This is a genomic window from Mesorhizobium sp. WSM4846, from assembly GCF_055811415.1.
Genome location: NZ_JBVVPZ010000062.1, coordinates 14,355 through 29,618 on the forward strand (window position 1 = coordinate 14,355; position 15,264 = coordinate 29,618).

Annotated in this window: 20 protein-coding genes and 1 tRNA gene; 10 read left to right on the top strand and 11 right to left on the bottom strand. The window is 62.3% G+C overall.

Features of this window, described 5'->3' with window-relative positions; genetic code table 11:
* Positions 1-508 precede the first annotated feature (508 nt).
* A complete protein-coding gene (locus AC0L15_RS30930) occupies positions 509-760 on the top strand; it encodes a hypothetical protein (RefSeq protein ID WP_473498114.1) in 252 nt (83 codons plus the stop codon).
* Positions 761-912: 152 nt separating this feature from the next.
* Here AC0L15_RS30930 and AC0L15_RS30935 read toward each other — a convergent pair whose 3' ends face one another.
* Positions 913-1,374 carry a hypothetical protein gene (locus AC0L15_RS30935; protein WP_473498116.1) on the bottom strand — a complete coding sequence of 154 codons (462 nt, stop codon included), beginning with the start codon at positions 1,372-1,374 and terminating at the stop codon, positions 913-915.
* Between the two features lie 424 nt (positions 1,375-1,798).
* Positions 1,799-2,032 (bottom strand): hypothetical protein, encoded by a 234-nt coding sequence (locus AC0L15_RS30940; protein ID WP_473498117.1) that lies wholly within the window; start codon positions 2,030-2,032, stop codon positions 1,799-1,801.
* 357 nt (positions 2,033-2,389) lie between these two features.
* Here AC0L15_RS30940 and AC0L15_RS30945 point away from each other — a divergent pair, with 357 nt between their 5' ends.
* On the top strand, positions 2,390-2,698 hold the full coding sequence (locus AC0L15_RS30945) for a DUF1236 domain-containing protein (RefSeq protein ID WP_473498119.1): 309 nt from the start codon (positions 2,390-2,392) through the stop codon (positions 2,696-2,698).
* A gap of 848 nt (positions 2,699-3,546) precedes the next feature.
* Here AC0L15_RS30945 and AC0L15_RS30950 read toward each other — a convergent pair.
* On the bottom strand, positions 3,547-3,876 hold the full coding sequence (locus AC0L15_RS30950; RefSeq protein ID WP_473498127.1) for a hypothetical protein: 330 nt from the start codon (positions 3,874-3,876) through the stop codon (positions 3,547-3,549).
* 57 nt (positions 3,877-3,933) lie between these two features.
* On the opposite strand from AC0L15_RS30950, the gene AC0L15_RS30955 reads away from it, so the two are divergent.
* Positions 3,934-4,296, top strand: coding sequence for a Crp/Fnr family transcriptional regulator (locus tag AC0L15_RS30955; RefSeq protein ID WP_473498121.1), 363 nt, complete (start codon positions 3,934-3,936; stop codon positions 4,294-4,296).
* A 145-nt stretch (positions 4,297-4,441) separates the two neighbouring features.
* Here AC0L15_RS30955 and AC0L15_RS30960 read toward each other — a convergent pair whose 3' ends face one another.
* Positions 4,442-4,531, bottom strand: coding sequence for an excalibur calcium-binding domain-containing protein (locus AC0L15_RS30960; protein WP_128181921.1), 90 nt, complete (start codon positions 4,529-4,531; stop codon positions 4,442-4,444).
* Positions 4,532-5,152: 621 nt separating this feature from the next.
* Positions 5,153-5,228 (bottom strand) — tRNA-Ala (locus tag AC0L15_RS30965).
* A 161-nt stretch (positions 5,229-5,389) separates the two neighbouring features.
* Between AC0L15_RS30965 and AC0L15_RS30970 the strand changes: the two genes are divergently transcribed.
* Together AC0L15_RS30970 and AC0L15_RS30975 are read left to right on the top strand one after the other, a co-directional pair.
* Positions 5,390-5,680, top strand: a complete 291-nt coding sequence (locus AC0L15_RS30970) for a YggT family protein (protein WP_023800489.1) — start codon at positions 5,390-5,392, stop codon at positions 5,678-5,680.
* Between the two features lie 10 nt (positions 5,681-5,690).
* On the top strand, positions 5,691-6,020 hold the full coding sequence (locus AC0L15_RS30975; RefSeq protein ID WP_287246977.1) for a DUF167 family protein: 330 nt from the start codon (positions 5,691-5,693) through the stop codon (positions 6,018-6,020).
* 68 nt (positions 6,021-6,088) lie between these two features.
* Here AC0L15_RS30975 and AC0L15_RS30980 read toward each other — a convergent pair whose 3' ends face one another.
* From AC0L15_RS30980 to AC0L15_RS31005, 6 genes are all read right to left on the bottom strand, one after another.
* Positions 6,089-8,143, bottom strand: coding sequence for a M3 family metallopeptidase (locus tag AC0L15_RS30980; protein ID WP_287246978.1), 2,055 nt, complete (start codon positions 8,141-8,143; stop codon positions 6,089-6,091).
* 93 nt (positions 8,144-8,236) lie between these two features.
* On the bottom strand, positions 8,237-8,647 hold the full coding sequence (locus tag AC0L15_RS30985; protein WP_287246979.1) for a nuclear transport factor 2 family protein: 411 nt from the start codon (positions 8,645-8,647) through the stop codon (positions 8,237-8,239).
* A 9-nt stretch (positions 8,648-8,656) separates the two neighbouring features.
* Entirely contained in the window at positions 8,657-9,301 is a 645-nt protein-coding gene (locus AC0L15_RS30990) for a carbonic anhydrase (RefSeq protein WP_023800486.1), read from the bottom strand.
* A 154-nt stretch (positions 9,302-9,455) separates the two neighbouring features.
* On the bottom strand, positions 9,456-10,211 hold the full coding sequence (locus AC0L15_RS30995) for a DUF429 domain-containing protein (RefSeq protein WP_287246980.1): 756 nt from the start codon (positions 10,209-10,211) through the stop codon (positions 9,456-9,458).
* Complete coding sequence (pdxY, locus tag AC0L15_RS31000; RefSeq protein WP_287119472.1) at positions 10,208-11,092, bottom strand: pyridoxal kinase PdxY; 885 nt, start codon at positions 11,090-11,092, stop codon at positions 10,208-10,210. Before pdxY ends, AC0L15_RS30995 begins: the two co-directional genes overlap by 4 nt.
* A 7-nt stretch (positions 11,093-11,099) precedes the next feature.
* Positions 11,100-11,342 carry a hypothetical protein gene (locus AC0L15_RS31005; protein WP_023800482.1) on the bottom strand — a complete coding sequence of 81 codons (243 nt, stop codon included), beginning with the start codon at positions 11,340-11,342 and terminating at the stop codon, positions 11,100-11,102.
* Positions 11,343-11,504: 162 nt separating this feature from the next.
* Between AC0L15_RS31005 and AC0L15_RS31010 the strand changes: the two genes are divergently transcribed.
* The 5 genes from AC0L15_RS31010 to ppa all read left to right on the top strand — a co-directional run bounded on the left by AC0L15_RS31010 (position 11,505) and on the right by ppa (position 15,080).
* Positions 11,505-12,137 carry a LemA family protein gene (locus AC0L15_RS31010; protein ID WP_287246981.1) on the top strand — a complete coding sequence of 211 codons (633 nt, stop codon included), beginning with the start codon at positions 11,505-11,507 and terminating at the stop codon, positions 12,135-12,137.
* 199 nt (positions 12,138-12,336) lie between these two features.
* Entirely contained in the window at positions 12,337-13,164 is an 828-nt protein-coding gene (locus AC0L15_RS31015) for a TPM domain-containing protein (RefSeq protein WP_473498125.1), read from the top strand.
* Between the two features lie 8 nt (positions 13,165-13,172).
* Positions 13,173-13,811 (top strand): TPM domain-containing protein, encoded by a 639-nt coding sequence (locus tag AC0L15_RS31020; protein ID WP_473498126.1) that lies wholly within the window; start codon positions 13,173-13,175, stop codon positions 13,809-13,811.
* Positions 13,812-13,927: 116 nt separating this feature from the next.
* Positions 13,928-14,434, top strand: a complete 507-nt coding sequence (locus tag AC0L15_RS31025; RefSeq protein ID WP_023800479.1) for a GNAT family N-acetyltransferase — start codon at positions 13,928-13,930, stop codon at positions 14,432-14,434.
* Positions 14,435-14,546: 112 nt separating this feature from the next.
* Positions 14,547-15,080, top strand: coding sequence for an inorganic diphosphatase (gene ppa / locus AC0L15_RS31030; protein WP_128181376.1), 534 nt, complete (start codon positions 14,547-14,549; stop codon positions 15,078-15,080).
* The last annotated feature ends 184 nt before the right edge of the window (positions 15,081-15,264 follow it).

The window sequence follows — 15,264 nt, forward strand, 5'->3', positions numbered from 1 at the left end:
CAACCAAATGGCTCATCATGGAGTCTCGTCATGTCCATTCGCCGGACTGCGTTGACCTCGGCAGCGGTCACGCTTGCCTTCACAACCCTCGCCCAGGCCAGGCCGGACACCCGCGCCATGACCTGCCAGCAGACGCAGGCGCTAATCCAGAGCCAAGGCTCGGCGGTGCTGACCACCGGCCCGAACACCTATGCCCTCTACGTTCGCCGGTACAGCAATGCGTGCGACTCGCCGTTAATCCCAGCGGTAGGGTTTGTGCCGACGCGCGATGGCCAGTGCTTGGTTCATCGATGCAGAGAGCCGCTCTCCACTCCTCCCGGCTGACGGTGACGAGCATAGCTATTCTGCTGCGCCTTTCGGCAGGAAGCCCTTAGCCTCAAGGTCGTCCACTGTGAGTTTCTCGACATAGGCAGCGACCATGCGCTGTCTGCCTTTGGGTCCTTGGAACGCAGTCGCATCATCGGCGTTACCGGCCAACCAAACGCTGCGAATGATATGGAGGAACGGCGTGATCGAGTTGACTGAGAAGGAAAAGCGCTTTCTCAAGCGCGTTGACACCATCACTCACGTTCCTTGGTCGAACAAAGTCACCGCCGCAGATTCCAGAGGCAAGCCAATGCGGATCGCACGGGCGACGTTTGCCCGATTAAGAGACGACGGCATCATCATTCGATCTACTAGCGACCTAACCTCGAACACCTACGTCATTAATTCTGCACCCGTGACGCCACAAGTCAAGGAAGTGCAGGAAGCGTCCTGATCGGGCGGGGGCACGGCGGCGCGTCAATCCTTCTTCAGCCTCACGTCGGGCCGCCACCATTCTCCAGGCCGGAGGGTGATGACGCGCAAACATTCGCCGTCGAGCGTTCGCAATGAGAGCGGCGGGCGCTCATTCCGCCTCTCGGTGTCAACTCAAAACGTCGTGCAGTTCACGGTGTTGCCGAAGCGGTTGCAAGTCGTCGTTTTCGGCTGACTGTTTTGCATGTTGGCAAATGCCGCATTCGCCCTGGCAGATGCCCTGCCGCGAGACGAAATGGACTCGTTTTGGATGCATTGGGCCATGGCCGGGGTCCCTGGCTCGAAGCCGTAGGAGACACATCGGTTCCGGAAATAGGTTGCCTGTTCCGCCTGCGGTGTGGTGGCAAACCAGGCCGGTGGGCCAGGCATACCTAAGCCCGAACCGGAGCAGCCGCTTAAAAGGATCGTCGCGGTCCCTGCCGCTGCGAAAATGTTGCGTTTGCTGAAATTGGGGCCCTCGGCAAGACAGGTGCGGTGGAATTGTTGGACTGCTTGATCGACAACAACGTCGGATCGCACTGGGGCTGCCGTCACCCCGAGGACTGCCGTCGCTGCCAATGCGCTACGGCGGAACATTGGATAACCTTCTCTCATCAAGCGAAGGGCAGCAGACCTGCGGTGCCGGATGAGCACGGATCAGCCTGCGCCCTTGTTGCCTAATCGCAGCAGGTAGCGCCGATGAACGCATGGTCAAGACACGCGTCAATGGGCTGCCCCGATCAGATCATCGGCGCGCGTTGTTTCCCGCTATCCCGGTCAACTTCATCCACCCTCGACGTGGCTGCCCCCATAACTGAGGACGTAGATCGGAGGGCTGAACCAACGGAGTGCCATGAGGTTAGAGCGGCAAGAGGCCGCCGATAAGGGAACGATGTAGGCCCGCGCGAGTTTAGAAATCGCGGCGGTCGATCCTCCGTGGAATACAGCCGCCGTGGGGTCCGTCGCCCGCTCCCTCTCAACGGCGGCGGGCTCCGCTAGGGGCCACGCATATCGACCATCATTAGTCAGACTGTTGGGTTCGCTCCGGCAACGCAAAGGCTTGCAAATTCCTGGATTTGCCGATGTCTTGATCAGCATTGGAAATAATCGAGAAGAACGCCGCACGAGCGATGTCCTTTTTCGACGCGTCCGGGTGTTCCTTCTTTGCAGCCTTTAGGAGCTGTTTCGGTGTCATCTCTGGCGTCACTACCCGCATCAGCGTGTCGCCAATCGCCTGCAATTCGGTCGGGTTCATAAGTGGATCCTCAATAATGGGTTGCTAACGTCGTCTTATCTAAATGTCCCCCCAGTGTCTTCTGTTCCGGTAGTTGGTGGGTCGGAATGTTTGGTAGAAATTTCTGAGCGGGTGATCGGATAACTGGCTCGCGCGAGGACCCCGGCACCCCTTAGGTCCAGCCCGCAACAAGTCCTTAGGTCTTTCATACGGTGATTGCTGGGCGACCCTGAGGCGTGATCGATGAGTGGCTGACAGGGGGAAGACTGAGGTCCTGCCTCGTTGCACGGCGGGGGTTAGGAGGGCTGGACAATTGCGGAACCGTTTCGACCGACAGCGGTTCTACAGTGGTTATTATGTCAAACCCAGGAGGCAGATATGACTTTTCGAAGCACGATTGCCGCTACCATCTTTCTCGCTGGAACCGCTCTCGCGACTGCCCAGACTGTCGTGGTCACGCCCGAACAGGAAATCGCAGTGCGAGAATACGTGAAAACCAATCCAGTCGTAGTCGATCGTCCGTCCAACTTTGAACTGATAGTCGGAGCGCTCATACCGGATATATTCAAGCCGGGCGAACTTGCCGAAAACACATTGCCGACCAGGTATCAGTACGTCGTAATTGACGGTCGCACCGCGCTGATCGACCCCCAAACCCGCAAGGTCGTGCACATCATCGAAAGGTGACTGTTTGGCTGGGGGCAGCGAACCTTGCTCAATGGTTTCTAGAAGCTTGTTCCTCAGGCTACGCCAGCAGTGCGGATTCTTTGGGAACCCCCTCCAAAAGCCATCAATCACAGTCCGCAAAGAGGGCCATTCGTCGATCTGGCGCGCGCCACAATCTCTTGGAATGCCCCGGTCTCTTCCAGATACGGCCCTGACGTCAGGGGGCGGCTGCTAGCCAAGTGCAGCTTCAATCCATCAGGGTCTTCAAACACCGTGATTGGCCCGTAAAGAAAGTGTCAGGTGATATAGCGCCGCGTGAGAGCGCCATTTGAAAAAACGTCGCCGATGTCAAACAGGACATCTCGTACCCATCGTAAAATCTCATCTTTGAACAGAACCAAAACGGCAACAAGAAACAACCCAACTTGGACCTGGCGGGAGGGGGACCATTCGAAAGTGTAGGAGGCGACGAGCTCGTGGACCAGCCAAACGGGGTCTCGGCAGAGGCGTAGCCAGTGTAGGCGGCCAACCGTTCGGGATCGAGGCTGAAGCGATCCTGGTGCGCTCGATCGTGCTGGCCGCACCTGCCTCCGCAGGGCGGGTGGCGGGGCTTTGCAAAGCGCACATGATTTCGTCACGAGAGATGCCGATGTCGCCAAGGACGCCATCGGGTAAACGGCTCAACTGGTCCGTTGCCGATAACAGAGCCTTTCGCTCGGCGTGGAGGCGTAACCACCTGCGAAATGGACCAACTGCGACAGCATGAATTGCAACCATGATCAGATCGTCCCTTCATTGATCTGAATTGATCGGTACGGAACGGCGCGAACGGCACTCCGGGCGAGAGCGTCAGCCGTCCGCGAGGCAAGTTAGGCGTAGTGGTCGATGGATTGGTTTTGCTGTGGCGTGCCCGCACGGCGGGCGGTGGCTGGCCCCGGGCCACGCATATAATAAAGCTCCGGCCGGTAGCGCGGCGCGACGAATTTGCGAAACCCCGCAGCAAGTTTTGTGAAGGGAGCCAAGAATTTCATGACCGTTCCCTTTCCCTTCGCCTGCTTGAACACGAGCCGGCGGGCCTGGATGTTGCAAACAAGGATATGCCAGTCGGACCAGGCTCGGCTGTGGGAATTCCCACACCGGGAAAACATTGGAAAAATCCGTCCCAGTTTTGCTTTCCGGAAAGCGGCGCCTGCGGCCATCAAATTTCCTTGGATAGGGAGTAAGATGAAGTACACCTGATTGAACAAGAGGCTGTTGTGACAGGCTCTCCGGCCTTCATCTCAAGACTTTGCGATGCCGACCTCGCCGCGCTGACCAAACGGTGGCACGAGCGCAGCTATCGACACAACGAGCTGATCATTTCCCACGGCGACACTGGTCGCGATGTCTTCTTCCTGCTGGAAGGACGGGCTCGCGTGACACTGGTTTCAGCGGACGGCAGGGAGATAGCGTATCGCGATGTCGAACCGGGTGACATTTTCGGGGAGTGCACGCCGCAGCCTGAATTTCATTCGAGCGGTCGGCCAGACTTTGCCTCGCCCCGAATGTCGAAGCTGGCCAGCGTCGTCTGCACCGCCTCATGGAAGCTCTCAGGGGTGTCTAAAATAGATGGTGAGTAGATTGCTGGACAGAAGACCGGCGGACGCGAGCCGGCCCCGCAACGTCTGGTCGGCCAGGGGGCTCGCTGTCCGACTCTTGCCGGCGTCTCAGGTCCATCATTATTCCGCGAAGTTTGATCGGAAGACCCGCTGGTTGCTGGCTCCGCTAACACAGCGTTTCGCACGGGGTCCCGTCGCCATCGCGATCCAGCTTGGAAATGTGCGGAACCGTACGAAGCGGATTGCACGCAACCAACGCGGTGGCCGGGCATTAATTTAGCAAAGCATCAAATAGGAAAGCATCGGGAGGAAGGCCATGCTGCACCTTAACATGCCTGGCGAATTTGAGGTCGGCGATGAGGTTGCGCTAGCAGGTACCGTCATCACCATTCTCCCTAGCGGCCGAGCCAGAGTGAGCATTCCATCCTATGACCATCCTTACACGCTAGAGCCGCCACCCAAAGCCCGGGCCGGCGACCGAGTAGTTCTTGTTGGGGACGTCACCCGCATCGATCGCGGAGCGGACAAACTCACCGTGCGGATTGACTGCGGCGGCGTGATTACGGTCGACAGGTCGGCAATCACTCGGCTGAGAAAGCACCGCCGGGCTTCAGCCGGTTGACGCTACGGCGACACAACGGCTGCGCTCGTCGGCATACGGTGACGTTGCGCGCGCGAAAGGATCTGGACTTTCTGCAAGTCTGCCGGGAAGCCGGGCAAAAAGCCATTCCCCTGGCCGGCCAAATAGGGAAAACTGTTTCATTCCGTCCCACGCTGCTTTCAGGCACTCGCAACGCGCGGAAGTGGGAATAGAAGTGGGGATGAAAGGGAAAGAGAAGTAAATACCACGTCTTATCAGATGCTTATGGCATCCCGCTGGTGGAGCTGAGGAGGATCGAACTCCTGACCTCGTCATTGCGAACGACGCGCTCTCCCAGCTGAGCTACAGCCCCGTCCAGCGGAATGGGCGCATTTATCGGGCGCGGCGGTTTCCTGTCAAGACGGCGTTTTGCCCAAAAGCCGGGCGGCCAGCCACCGGCCTGCCGTGCCGCGAAGCTGGCTCTTGCCGCCTCCGCCTGCAATGGCTACATGTCGGCAACAATCGGAGACCGGCATGATAGCCCTCATTCAGACCATTGTCCTGGCGCTTGACATTTATTGGTGGATCATCATCGCTTCGGCGATTTTCTCCTGGCTCTACGCCTTCAACGTCGTCAACTCGCGCAACCAGTTCGTCGATAGCGTCAGCAACATGCTGTTCCGGCTGACCGAGCCGGCGCTGCGGCCGATCCGCCGCTTCCTGCCCGACCTCGGCGGCATTGATATTTCGCCGATCATCCTGCTTCTGATCCTGTTCTTCCTGCGACAGTTCCTGCTCACCACGGTGGCGCCGCTGGTCGTCTGACGGCGGTTCCATGACCGGGCCGTTTCGCCCGCGTAACGACGGCGTCGACCTGTTCGTCCGGCTGACGCCGAAAGCGGCGATGGACAGGCTCGAAGGCATCGAGATCTCGGCAGACGGGCGAAGCCATCTGAAGGCGCGCGTCCGTGCCGTGCCGGAAAACGGCGCCGCCAACCAGGCGCTCGAACGGCTTGTCGCCAAGGCGCTGAGCGTGCCGCAGTCGGCCGTCTCGGTCGTCGCCGGCGGCACGGCGCGGCTGAAGACGCTGCGCATATCAGGCGATCCGGCTGCGCTGGCGAAAGCCGTCGAGGCGTTGGGTGGCGGCCCAAGCGCGCCGCGTTAAGGTGGCCTGCTTTTTGATCAGACATCGTCGGTCCGCCGAGATCGGCGATTGGTCCGTTGGCCCTCGCTCTACACCAGGCCGCGCTTGACCATCATCGCTTCGGGCGACGGCATCTTGCCGCGGAAGGCGGTGTACAGTTCTTCCGGGTCCTTGGAACCGCCGGCGGCATAGATGTTTTTCCTGAGCCGCTCGGCCAGCGCTGGATTGAACGGGTCGCCCGTCTCCTGGAAGGCGGCGAAAGCGTCAGCGTCGAGCACCTCCGACCACATATAGGAATAGTAGCCGGCCGAATAGCCGTCGCCGGCAAATATGTGGCCGAAATGCGGGGTGCGATGGCGCATGGCGATGGTGCCGGGCATGTTGAGCTTCTCGAGCGTTTCGGCTTCGAATCGAAGCGGCTCGTCCGGCGCATCCGGCCGCGCGTGGTAGGCCATGTCGACCAGTGCTGAGGCGGTGAACTCGACCGTGCCGAAGCCGGCGCCAAAAGTGCGCGCCGCCAGCATCTTGTCGACCAGCGCCTTCGGCATCGGCTTGCCGGTCGTCACGTGCAGCGCATGCTTTTCCAGCACCGCCGGCACCGTCAGCCAGTGCTCGTAGAGCTGCGAGGGCAGTTCGACGAAATCGCGGCTGACCGAGGTGCCCGCGACCGATGGCCAGGTGACTTCGGTCAGCATGCCATGCAGCGCATGACCGAATTCGTGGAACAGGGTTTTGGCCTCATCGACCGACAAAAGCGCTGCCTCGCCCTCCGGCGGCTTGGCGAAATTCATGATGTTGTAGATGACCGGCCTGGAGCCATCGCCAAGCTTGTAGCCGGACTTCAGCGCGCTCATCCAGGCGCCGGAGCGCTTTGAGGGCCGCGCGAAATAGTCGGCCAGGAACAGCCCGCGCTCGCTGCCGTCGGCATTCCTGACGACAAAAACGCGCGCGTCCGGGTGCCACGTGGCAATGCCTTGCTTCTCCTCGAAGCTGATGCCGAACAATTTTGTCGCCACGTCGAAACAGGCGTCGATGATGCGGTCGAGCTGCAGATAGGGCTTCAGCTCGGCCTCGTCGAAGGCGAATTTCTCGGCGCGCAGCTTCTCCTGATAGAAGCGCCAGTCCCAGGCGGCGAATTCTTCGTTGCTGCCGGCCTCGGCCGCCAGCCGCTGCAATTCGATCTGATCGCTCGCGGCCTTTTCCACCGCCTTTCCCCAGACCGGGTCGAGCAGCGTATGCACCGCCTCGGGCGTCTTTGCCATTGTGTCGTCGAGCTTCAGCGCGGCGTAGGAAGCGTAGCCTAGCAGCTTCGCCTTTTCGGCGCGCAGGCGCAGCATATCGCGCACCACGGCGGTGTTGTCGGTGGCGCCGCCGTTCTGGCCGCGCATGGTGAAGGCGCGGAAGGCAATCTCGCGCAGATCACGGCGCTCGGAGAAGGTCGAGAACGGCTCGTAGATCGAGCGCGACAGGGTGACGGCATAGCGGCCCTTCTGGCCGCGCATCTCAGCGGCCTCGGCCATCGCGCTTTTCAGGAATTCCGGCAGGCCGGCAAGGTCGGCCGCGTCGAGGAACAGCGCCCAGTCGCGCTCGTCGGCAAGCAGATTCTGGCCGAAATTCGTGCCGAGCGACGACAGTTCCTCATTGATCGCCGCGAGCCGTTTCTTGCCCTCGGCGTCGAGCCTGGCGCCGGAGCGGACGAAATTTTTCCAGGTCTTTTCCAGCACCCGCAGCGTTTCGGCATCGAGCTTCAGGGAGTCGCGGCGCTGGTAGAGATCGTCGATGCGGGCAAACAGCCTCTCGTTCATCGAGATCGCCGAGAAATGCCGCGACATCTTTGGCGAGACGTCGCGCTCTAGCGCCTGGATCGCCTCGTTGGTGTGGGCGCCGGCCCGGCACCAGAAGATCGACGAGACATGGTCGAGCGCCTCGCCGCCAAGCTCGAGTGCCGCAAGCGTGTTCTCGATGGTCGGGGTCTCGGCATTGCCCGCTATCGCCTCGATCTCGGCCTCATGCGCCGCCAATGCCGCATCGAAAACCCCGGAAAAATCGCTGTCGCCGATGCGGGTGAAATCGGGCAGGCCGAGCGGCCCTTGCCAGGTGGTCAGCGGATGGGTGGCGAGGTCGACGGCGGACGGCATGGGCATTCTTTCGTTAAGGGGGGCTTTCGCTAGGTGCGGAATGAGGCGGAGCATCACCGATGTAAGGCGCCGGCTTGCCACACGCAATATCGCGGCCGCTCAGTAGCTGTCGCAGTTTTCTGCGATCGCCGCCTGCGAGCTGGCTGTGATGCGGTTGTCGGCGATCGCGAAGGTTTCCTGCATCAGCACGTCGTTGTTGGGGAAATCATAACAGGCGATCACCGTGGTGACGCCGCTTTCGGCCTTCTCGATGCGATGCCGGATTTCAGCCCCGGCGACTGCGCCCTCCCAGTCGTCGATGGAGGCGATGAATTCCTGCTTGCTCTGGATGACGCCGAGATCGTCGAGTTTTATCCGGACGTCGTCGGCAAGCAGGTCCGACAGTTCCGTGCGATCGGCGACCAGCAGCGCCGCATACCAGCGGCCGATGAGCGCGCCGTCGTCGGCGCCGGCGGATATGACTGAAAACAGAAGCGCCGCTGCGGCCAAAGCGATCGAACGGCATGCCATGCAACCCTCCTACGTCATCTCCGGCCGCTCGAAGTCGCCGGTGTCCTTGTTCATCACCCAGAGTTCGCCGGTCGAGATGTCGAACCAGGCGCCGTGCAGCGACAGCCGTCCCTTGCCTTCCAGGATCGAGACGCAGGGAAAGGTCCTGAGATTGGCGATCGAATAGCGGATCGAAATGCGCTCGAGCGCGGTCTGCCGCTCGGTCGCCGTCATGAAGGTGCTGGACGACACGGTCTCGGCCGCCGGCGCAATCAGGCTCATCCACTTGCCGATGAAGTCGCCGGGCGACAACGGCGCGGCCGTACTGTCGAGTGCTGCGCGGATGCCGCCGCAGCGGCCATGGCCCATCACCACGATGTTCTTCACCTTGAGGCTCTGCACGGCGAACTCGAGCGCCGCCGAGGTCGAGTGAAACTGGTCGTCGGGCGCATAGGGCGGCACCAGATTGCCGACATTGCGCAGCACGAAGAGTTCGCCGGGGCCAGCGTCGAAGATCGCCTCGGGTGCCGCGCGGGAGTCGCAGCAAGCAATGATCATCGTTTCGGGGGCCTGGCCCTCGCGAGCAAGCGAGCGATAGCGTCCGCTTTCGGCGAGATAGCGGCCACTCATGAAATTGCGGTAGCCGGTGAGCAGATGGTCAGGGAGATGAGGCATTGGCGGCGTCTGGAGCCTTTCGGGGTTAGGCGGCAGCTCTTTAGGTCAGGAAGGCTCTAGCGGCAAAAGCCGGTCGCGAGCAATGCCGAATCGCGAAGGACGTGGTTGCCATTCGCCAATGCGATTGGCTCGCCGATAGACGGGGCGAAGAAATTCATGCCCAGATCGCCACAGGGATGCCAAAACGGTCGGTGAGCGGCGGATCCGGAAACGGCCTTGCCTCGCCGCTGGCGATGCGGCCGGCGATCAGCATCATCGCTGCGGCGTCGAGAAAGTCGTCGGCAGCAGCGCCTGGCGGCGGCGTCCGGTCGAGAAAGCCCCTGACATAACCGTGCCGGCAAAGCAGCGCCTTGCGTTCCGCCATGCCGGCCGGGTTGACGGCGCCCTTGATCTTCTTCGGCAAGCGCATCGCCTGATCCTCGTTCAGCCGGCAGAAGGCGACTTCCGGATGCGATTCGAAGACGCGGCGGCGCAGTTCGGGACGTGCGATCAACACGGCATCGATGTCGCGGATCTTGGCAAAGATACCAAAAGCCTGGATCGAGACGCCGCGCGGCGGATCGGAGGTCGCCTTGGCCACTTCGCTTGCCTGGCGATGCGCGGCATGCCAGGCCTCGATCGTGGTGAAGCCGTCCGTATGCGTGTAAAGCGCCGCACGCGAGGGGATGGCGAAGACACTCGATTGCCTGTTGCCGAGTAGCGGCCGCACCAGCGATTCGGGCCCGCGGCCACCCTTTTGTGAAACATCGGGCAGGCCGATCGGCATGTCGACGGCGACTGTCGCATCGGCCGGCAATGCGTCAAGCAGTGCTGCGAAGCTTGGAAAAACGGCTACCGAGGGGGCTGCGCCCGGATCGCGGCGAACGGCGATCCAGCCGGCCCTGCAGCCGTCGACGCCGACAACGGTCACGCTCTTTTGTCCCGCCCCGGATGCAGGAGATGGCGAAGCTGCACCATCGCCATCGGGTGCGACAGGCTCTGTGCATCGGTTTCGAGCTGCAATTCGTCGCCGCCTCGCTTGGCGGTGCGCGCCAGAATCTCGTAGACCGCCGCCGTGGTCGACTGCAGTGCCTTGATCGCCGGCTGGCCGGACAGGATGCGCGCCAGATAGACGGCCGCCGTCAGGTCGCCGAGCCCGTTGGGCGGCTTGTCGATGAGGCGATGCTCGGCGAGCAGCGCCTGGTTGCCGTTGAGCAGCAGATTGCCGGTGCCGCCGGCCATCATCGCCGGCGCCGAAGTGACCAGCATGGTCGACGGCCCGGCCTGAAGGGCGGCCGCCATCACCGCTTTGAGGTCGGGCAGCGGCGCTCCCGCCATCCATTCCAACTCGTAGCGGTTGGGGGTGGCGATGTCGGCGATCGGCATCAGCCGGTCGCGCATCGCAGTGGCGGTCGTCTCCGGCACATAGAGCCCGCCCGAATCGCCCATCACCGGGTCGCAGATATAGACGGCGTCCGGCGTCTTCGCCTTGACCGCGCCGACCAGCGAGGCGACGGCGTCGGCCTGACCGCCTTCGCCGAGATAGCCGGACAGCACCGCGCCGACCTCGCCCAGCCATGGCGCGCGCTCAAGATCGGCCATCAGCGCCCTGAATTGATCGAGCGGCGGCACGATGCGCGTCGCCCGTCCATGGCCCGGATGCCAGGGCAGGATGACGGTCGGCACCGCCCACACCGGAAATCCCAGCGTCTCCAGCGCAAAGACCGCGGCGCGGTTGCCGACCGAGCCGCGCGCGACATGGCTGGAAATGACGATGACCGCGCGCGGCGCGTCGTGTTCTTCGGTGCTCACGAGGTTCCTAACTCTGGATGATGAAAAGCACGAGCCAGATCAACAGGCCAATGCCGACGATGAGCCCCAGCGCCCGGCCGATGCGCGTGCCCCAATATTCGATCGGGTCCGCCCGGTCGGCGTCTGCAGCAGTGACGTGATCGCGCGCGCCCTTCGCGGTCCGCGCTACGGACGAGGCCGGGTCGGTTTCACTTGCCACGCGCTCGATGATGCGGCGCGATTCGTCGTCGCTGTCCTGGCGTCCCGCCATGGCTATGCCCTGTTTTCGCAGCGACTTTAACCTGTTCGCCCGGCCAGTTACAGGGCCTGACAGTGAATGCCAAAGCACCAGCAGCGCCCCAGGTTGAGGTTATGTTCTTGCGCGCGGATTGGTGGTAATGCTTCGCCCGTCAGTCTGTTGAGGGATTTTTCCATGCCTGCCCTTTCCTCCCCTTCCGTCTTCCGCAACCTGCCTGCCTTGCTGATGATGGCGATCGTGCTGCCGCTGCTGGCCGGCTGCGGCTACAACACCATTCCGACGGCGGAGGAAAACGCCAAGGCCGCATGGAGCCAGGTGCTGAACCAGTACCAGCGCCGCGCCGATCTCATTCCCAACCTGGTCGAGACGGTCAAGGGCTATGCGGCGCATGAGAAGGATACGCTCGATGCCGTGGTCGAGGCGCGCGCCAAGGCGACGCAGGTGACGGTGACGCCCGACACGCTGAGCGATCCGGAAGCGGTCAAGAGATTCCAGGACAGTCAAGCCGGCCTGACCAGCGCGCTGTCGCGGTTGCTGGCAGTGGTGGAGAATTATCCCGACCTCAAGGCCAACCAGAATTTTCTGGCGCTGCAGGCGCAGCTCGAAGGCACCGAGAACCGCATCTCGGTCGCCCGCCGCGACTATATCGAGGCGGTGCGGGAGTATAATCTGACGCTGAGGACCTTCCCGTCGGTGATTTGGGCGACCCTGTGGTTCCGCGACAATCAGCCATTCGCCAATTTCACCATCGAGGAAGACAAGATGCAGACGCCGAAGGTCGATTTTGGCACGCAGCAGGGCGGGTGATCGGCGCTTAGCGAGCGCAGTTCCATTGACCTTGTACTTCGTCCCACCCCCCTCTGTCCTGCCGGACATCTCCCCCTCAAGGGGGGAGATTGGCAGCTCTGTCGAAGGCGCCTCCCTTGCAACGTTGGAGGTTTGCGAAAGCCATTATGACGGCCGATCTCCCCCCTTGAGGGGGAGATGTCCGGCAGGACAGAGGGGGGTGGGACGGAACGCAAGCCTTGCATTCCTGCCGGTTGCTCTAGCCCTTCTCTACTTAGCCCTCTTCCTCCCCCTCACCGCTTTCTCCGCCGAATTGCCTGCCCTGACCGGGCGGGTCGTCGACAATGCCGGCATCATCGACGCCGCAACCGAAGCGGCGCTGACCCGGAAGCTTGCGGATTTCGAGGCCGAGAGCTCTGACCAGATCGTCGTCGCGACGCTTCCTGGCCTCGACGGCGAGGAAATCGAGCCCTACGCCAACCGGCTGTTCCGCGCCTGGAAGCTCGGCCAGGCCGGCGAGGACAATGGCGTGCTTTTGCTGGTCGCCAAAGACGACCGCAAGATGCGCATCGAGGTCGGCTACGGGCTGGAAGGCACGCTTACCGACCTGCACACCAGGCTGATCATCGAAAACGACATGGTGCCGGCCTTCCGCGCCGGCGATTTCTCCGGCGGCATAATGAAGGCCGTCGACGACATGGTCATGGTGCTGGAAGGCAATCCGGAAGAACTGGAAGCGCGCGGGACCCGCAACCAGCAGCCGCCGTTCAACACCGACGATCTGTTCTTTGCGATCTTCATAAGCATCTGGGCGATCATCTTCTTCGGCAGCATCGCCGCCTCCATCCTGCCGCCGATCTTCGGCCGGAAACTCGGCCCCGGCCGCTATCGCTGGCTGGGCATGACCTTCGAGCCGGGCCGGCGATCTTCTGGCGGCTGGTCGTCCGGCGGGGGCGGCTGGTCGTCGGGCGGAGGAGGCTCAGGCGGTGGCGGCTTTTCGGGCGGCGGCGGCTCGTCCGGTGGCGGCGGATCTTCAGGAAGCTGGTGAGACACGACATGGCAACTCGACCGATCAGCCCCGAGGACCATGACCGCATCGCCAAGGCGATCCGCGTCGCCGAATCAAAGACCGACGGCGAAATCTACTGCGTGGTCGCCTATGCCAGCGACGGCTATTTCTTTCCGGCTGCCTTCATGGCGACGCTGGCGATGCTCGTCGTCAGCCTCGCCGTCAGCTACGGGCTGGAAGCGTGGTGGCTGTCGATCCGCTTGCCGCATTTCGTCATCGCCCAGCTTCTGGCGATGGCCTCGGTGCTTGTGCTGTTGTGGGCGCTGCCCGGCTTGCGCATCCACCTGGTGCCGAGACGGCTGCGTTACCAGGCCGCGCACGCCAATGCGATAAAGCAGTTCCTCGCCCGCAACGTCCACCGCACCACGGCGCGCACCGGCGTGCTGGTCTTCGTTTCGATTGCCGAGCACTACGCCGAAGTGATCGCCGACAGCGGCATCGACAGCCGCGTCGGCCAGGATGTCTGGGACGGCGTCGTCCGCGACCTTACCGCGCATGCCCGCGACGATCGTCTCGCCGACGGCTTCATCAGGGCGATCGAAGCGACGGCTGCGGTGCTGGCCGAGCATTTCCCGGTTTCTTCTGGCGACAGCAACGAACTCGACGACCATCTGGTCGAAATCTGAGTCGCTACGAACGGTTTTTTCAGCACTCAACGGCACGTCTATCGTCTGTGCGAAAGCTTGGGAGCCGCTGACCGGACTCTTGCAATCGGGCGATCCGGGTTTATGGTTAACCAATCATGAAGACGCTGAGCATCGACATCAGGAAAGCCGAGCCGCGCGACGCAAGCGCCATCGCCGACGTGCACCTGCTGGCCTGGCGCGGCGCCTACTCCGGCATCATCCCGCATCGCACGCTGACATCGATGATCAACCGCCGCGGCGCCGACTGGTGGGCGAACGCCATCCGCCGCGCCGCCACCGTCCTGGTTGTCGAGATCGGCGGCAAGGTTGCCGGCTACGCGACGATCGGCAAGAACCGCGCCCGCGAGCTCAAGCAGCAGGGCGAGATCTACGAACTCTACGTGCGCCCGGAATATCAGGGCATCGGGCTCGGCAGCCGGCTATTCTCGGCCGCACGGGCGCGACTGGCAGACCACGGGCTGAAAGGCATGGTGGTGTGGGCGCTGGAGGACAACCAGAACGCGCTCACCTTCTATGCCGGCGCCGGCGGCCGCGACGTCGCCGAGGGCGTCGAGGTTTTTGAGCAGAAGGCTCTGAAGAAGGTCGCCTTCGTCTGGGAATGACGGCTCGACACGCCTCTTGCCAGCACCCTCAGCCGATTTCAGTACCATTCGCCGCATTGCACCATGCGCCGCTGCCCGCTATCGGTCTCCAATCGAAAGAGGGACAAAAGCCATGCGTATCGAAGCCATCGCCATCGGAAAGAACCCGCCGGAGGACATCAACGTCATCATCGAGGTGCCGATCGGCGGCGAGCCGATCAAGTACGAGATGGACAAGGAGGCCGGCACGCTGTTCGTCGACCGCTTCCTGCACACCTCGATGCGCTATCCCGGCAATTACGGCTTCGTGCCGCACACGCTGTCGGGTGACGGCGACCCGATCGACGTGCTGGTCTGCAACACGCGCGCGCTGGTGCCGGGCTGCGTCATCAATGTGCGGCCGATTGGCGTGCTGGTGATGGAGGACAATTCCGGCCTCGACGAAAAGATCATCGCGGTGCCTTCGCCCAAGCTGACGCTGCGCTACGAGAACGTCACCGACTACACGCACCTGCCCGACATCACCCGCCAGCAGGTGCAGCACTTCTTCGAGCACTACAAGGATCTCGAACCCGGCAAATGGGTCAAGATCGAGGGCTGGCACGACGCCGCCTACGCCAAGAAGATGATCGTCGAGGCGATCGAACGGGCCAAGGCAAGCAAGTAGCCTAACGCCTGAAGTTGACCGAATGGGCTGTCGCAACCGGTTGAGGTTGGCCGAAGCCCCTCGGACGGCTTCGTCATCCTGGGGCGGAGCAAGGAGCGTAGCGACCCAGCGCAGACCCTGGGATCCATTCCGTGACATCAAAGTGCGCAGCGGACCAGAATTCTGCACCGTTGTGGCGCTTTGT

Coding starts and splice junctions, on each gene's coding strand:
- AC0L15_RS30935 (WP_473498116.1), bottom strand. CDS start 1,374: ATGTTCCGCCGTAGCGCATTGGCAGCGACGGCAGTCCTCGGGGTGACG.
- AC0L15_RS30940 (WP_473498117.1), bottom strand. CDS start 2,032: ATGAACCCGACCGAATTGCAGGCGATTGGCGACACGCTGATGCGGGTA.
- AC0L15_RS30945 (WP_473498119.1), top strand. CDS start 2,390: ATGACTTTTCGAAGCACGATTGCCGCTACCATCTTTCTCGCTGGAACC.
- AC0L15_RS30950 (WP_473498127.1), bottom strand. CDS start 3,876: ATGGCCGCAGGCGCCGCTTTCCGGAAAGCAAAACTGGGACGGATTTTT.
- AC0L15_RS30970 (WP_023800489.1), top strand. CDS start 5,390: ATGATAGCCCTCATTCAGACCATTGTCCTGGCGCTTGACATTTATTGG.
- AC0L15_RS30975 (WP_287246977.1), top strand. CDS start 5,691: ATGACCGGGCCGTTTCGCCCGCGTAACGACGGCGTCGACCTGTTCGTC.
- AC0L15_RS30980 (WP_287246978.1), bottom strand. CDS start 8,143: ATGCCCATGCCGTCCGCCGTCGACCTCGCCACCCATCCGCTGACCACC.
- AC0L15_RS30985 (WP_287246979.1), bottom strand. CDS start 8,647: ATGGCATGCCGTTCGATCGCTTTGGCCGCAGCGGCGCTTCTGTTTTCA.
- AC0L15_RS30990 (WP_023800486.1), bottom strand. CDS start 9,301: ATGCCTCATCTCCCTGACCATCTGCTCACCGGCTACCGCAATTTCATG.
- AC0L15_RS31005 (WP_023800482.1), bottom strand. CDS start 11,342: ATGGCGGGACGCCAGGACAGCGACGACGAATCGCGCCGCATCATCGAG.
- AC0L15_RS31010 (WP_287246981.1), top strand. CDS start 11,505: ATGCCTGCCCTTTCCTCCCCTTCCGTCTTCCGCAACCTGCCTGCCTTG.
- AC0L15_RS31020 (WP_473498126.1), top strand. CDS start 13,173: ATGGCAACTCGACCGATCAGCCCCGAGGACCATGACCGCATCGCCAAG.
- AC0L15_RS31025 (WP_023800479.1), top strand. CDS start 13,928: ATGAAGACGCTGAGCATCGACATCAGGAAAGCCGAGCCGCGCGACGCA.
- ppa (WP_128181376.1), top strand. CDS start 14,547: ATGCGTATCGAAGCCATCGCCATCGGAAAGAACCCGCCGGAGGACATC.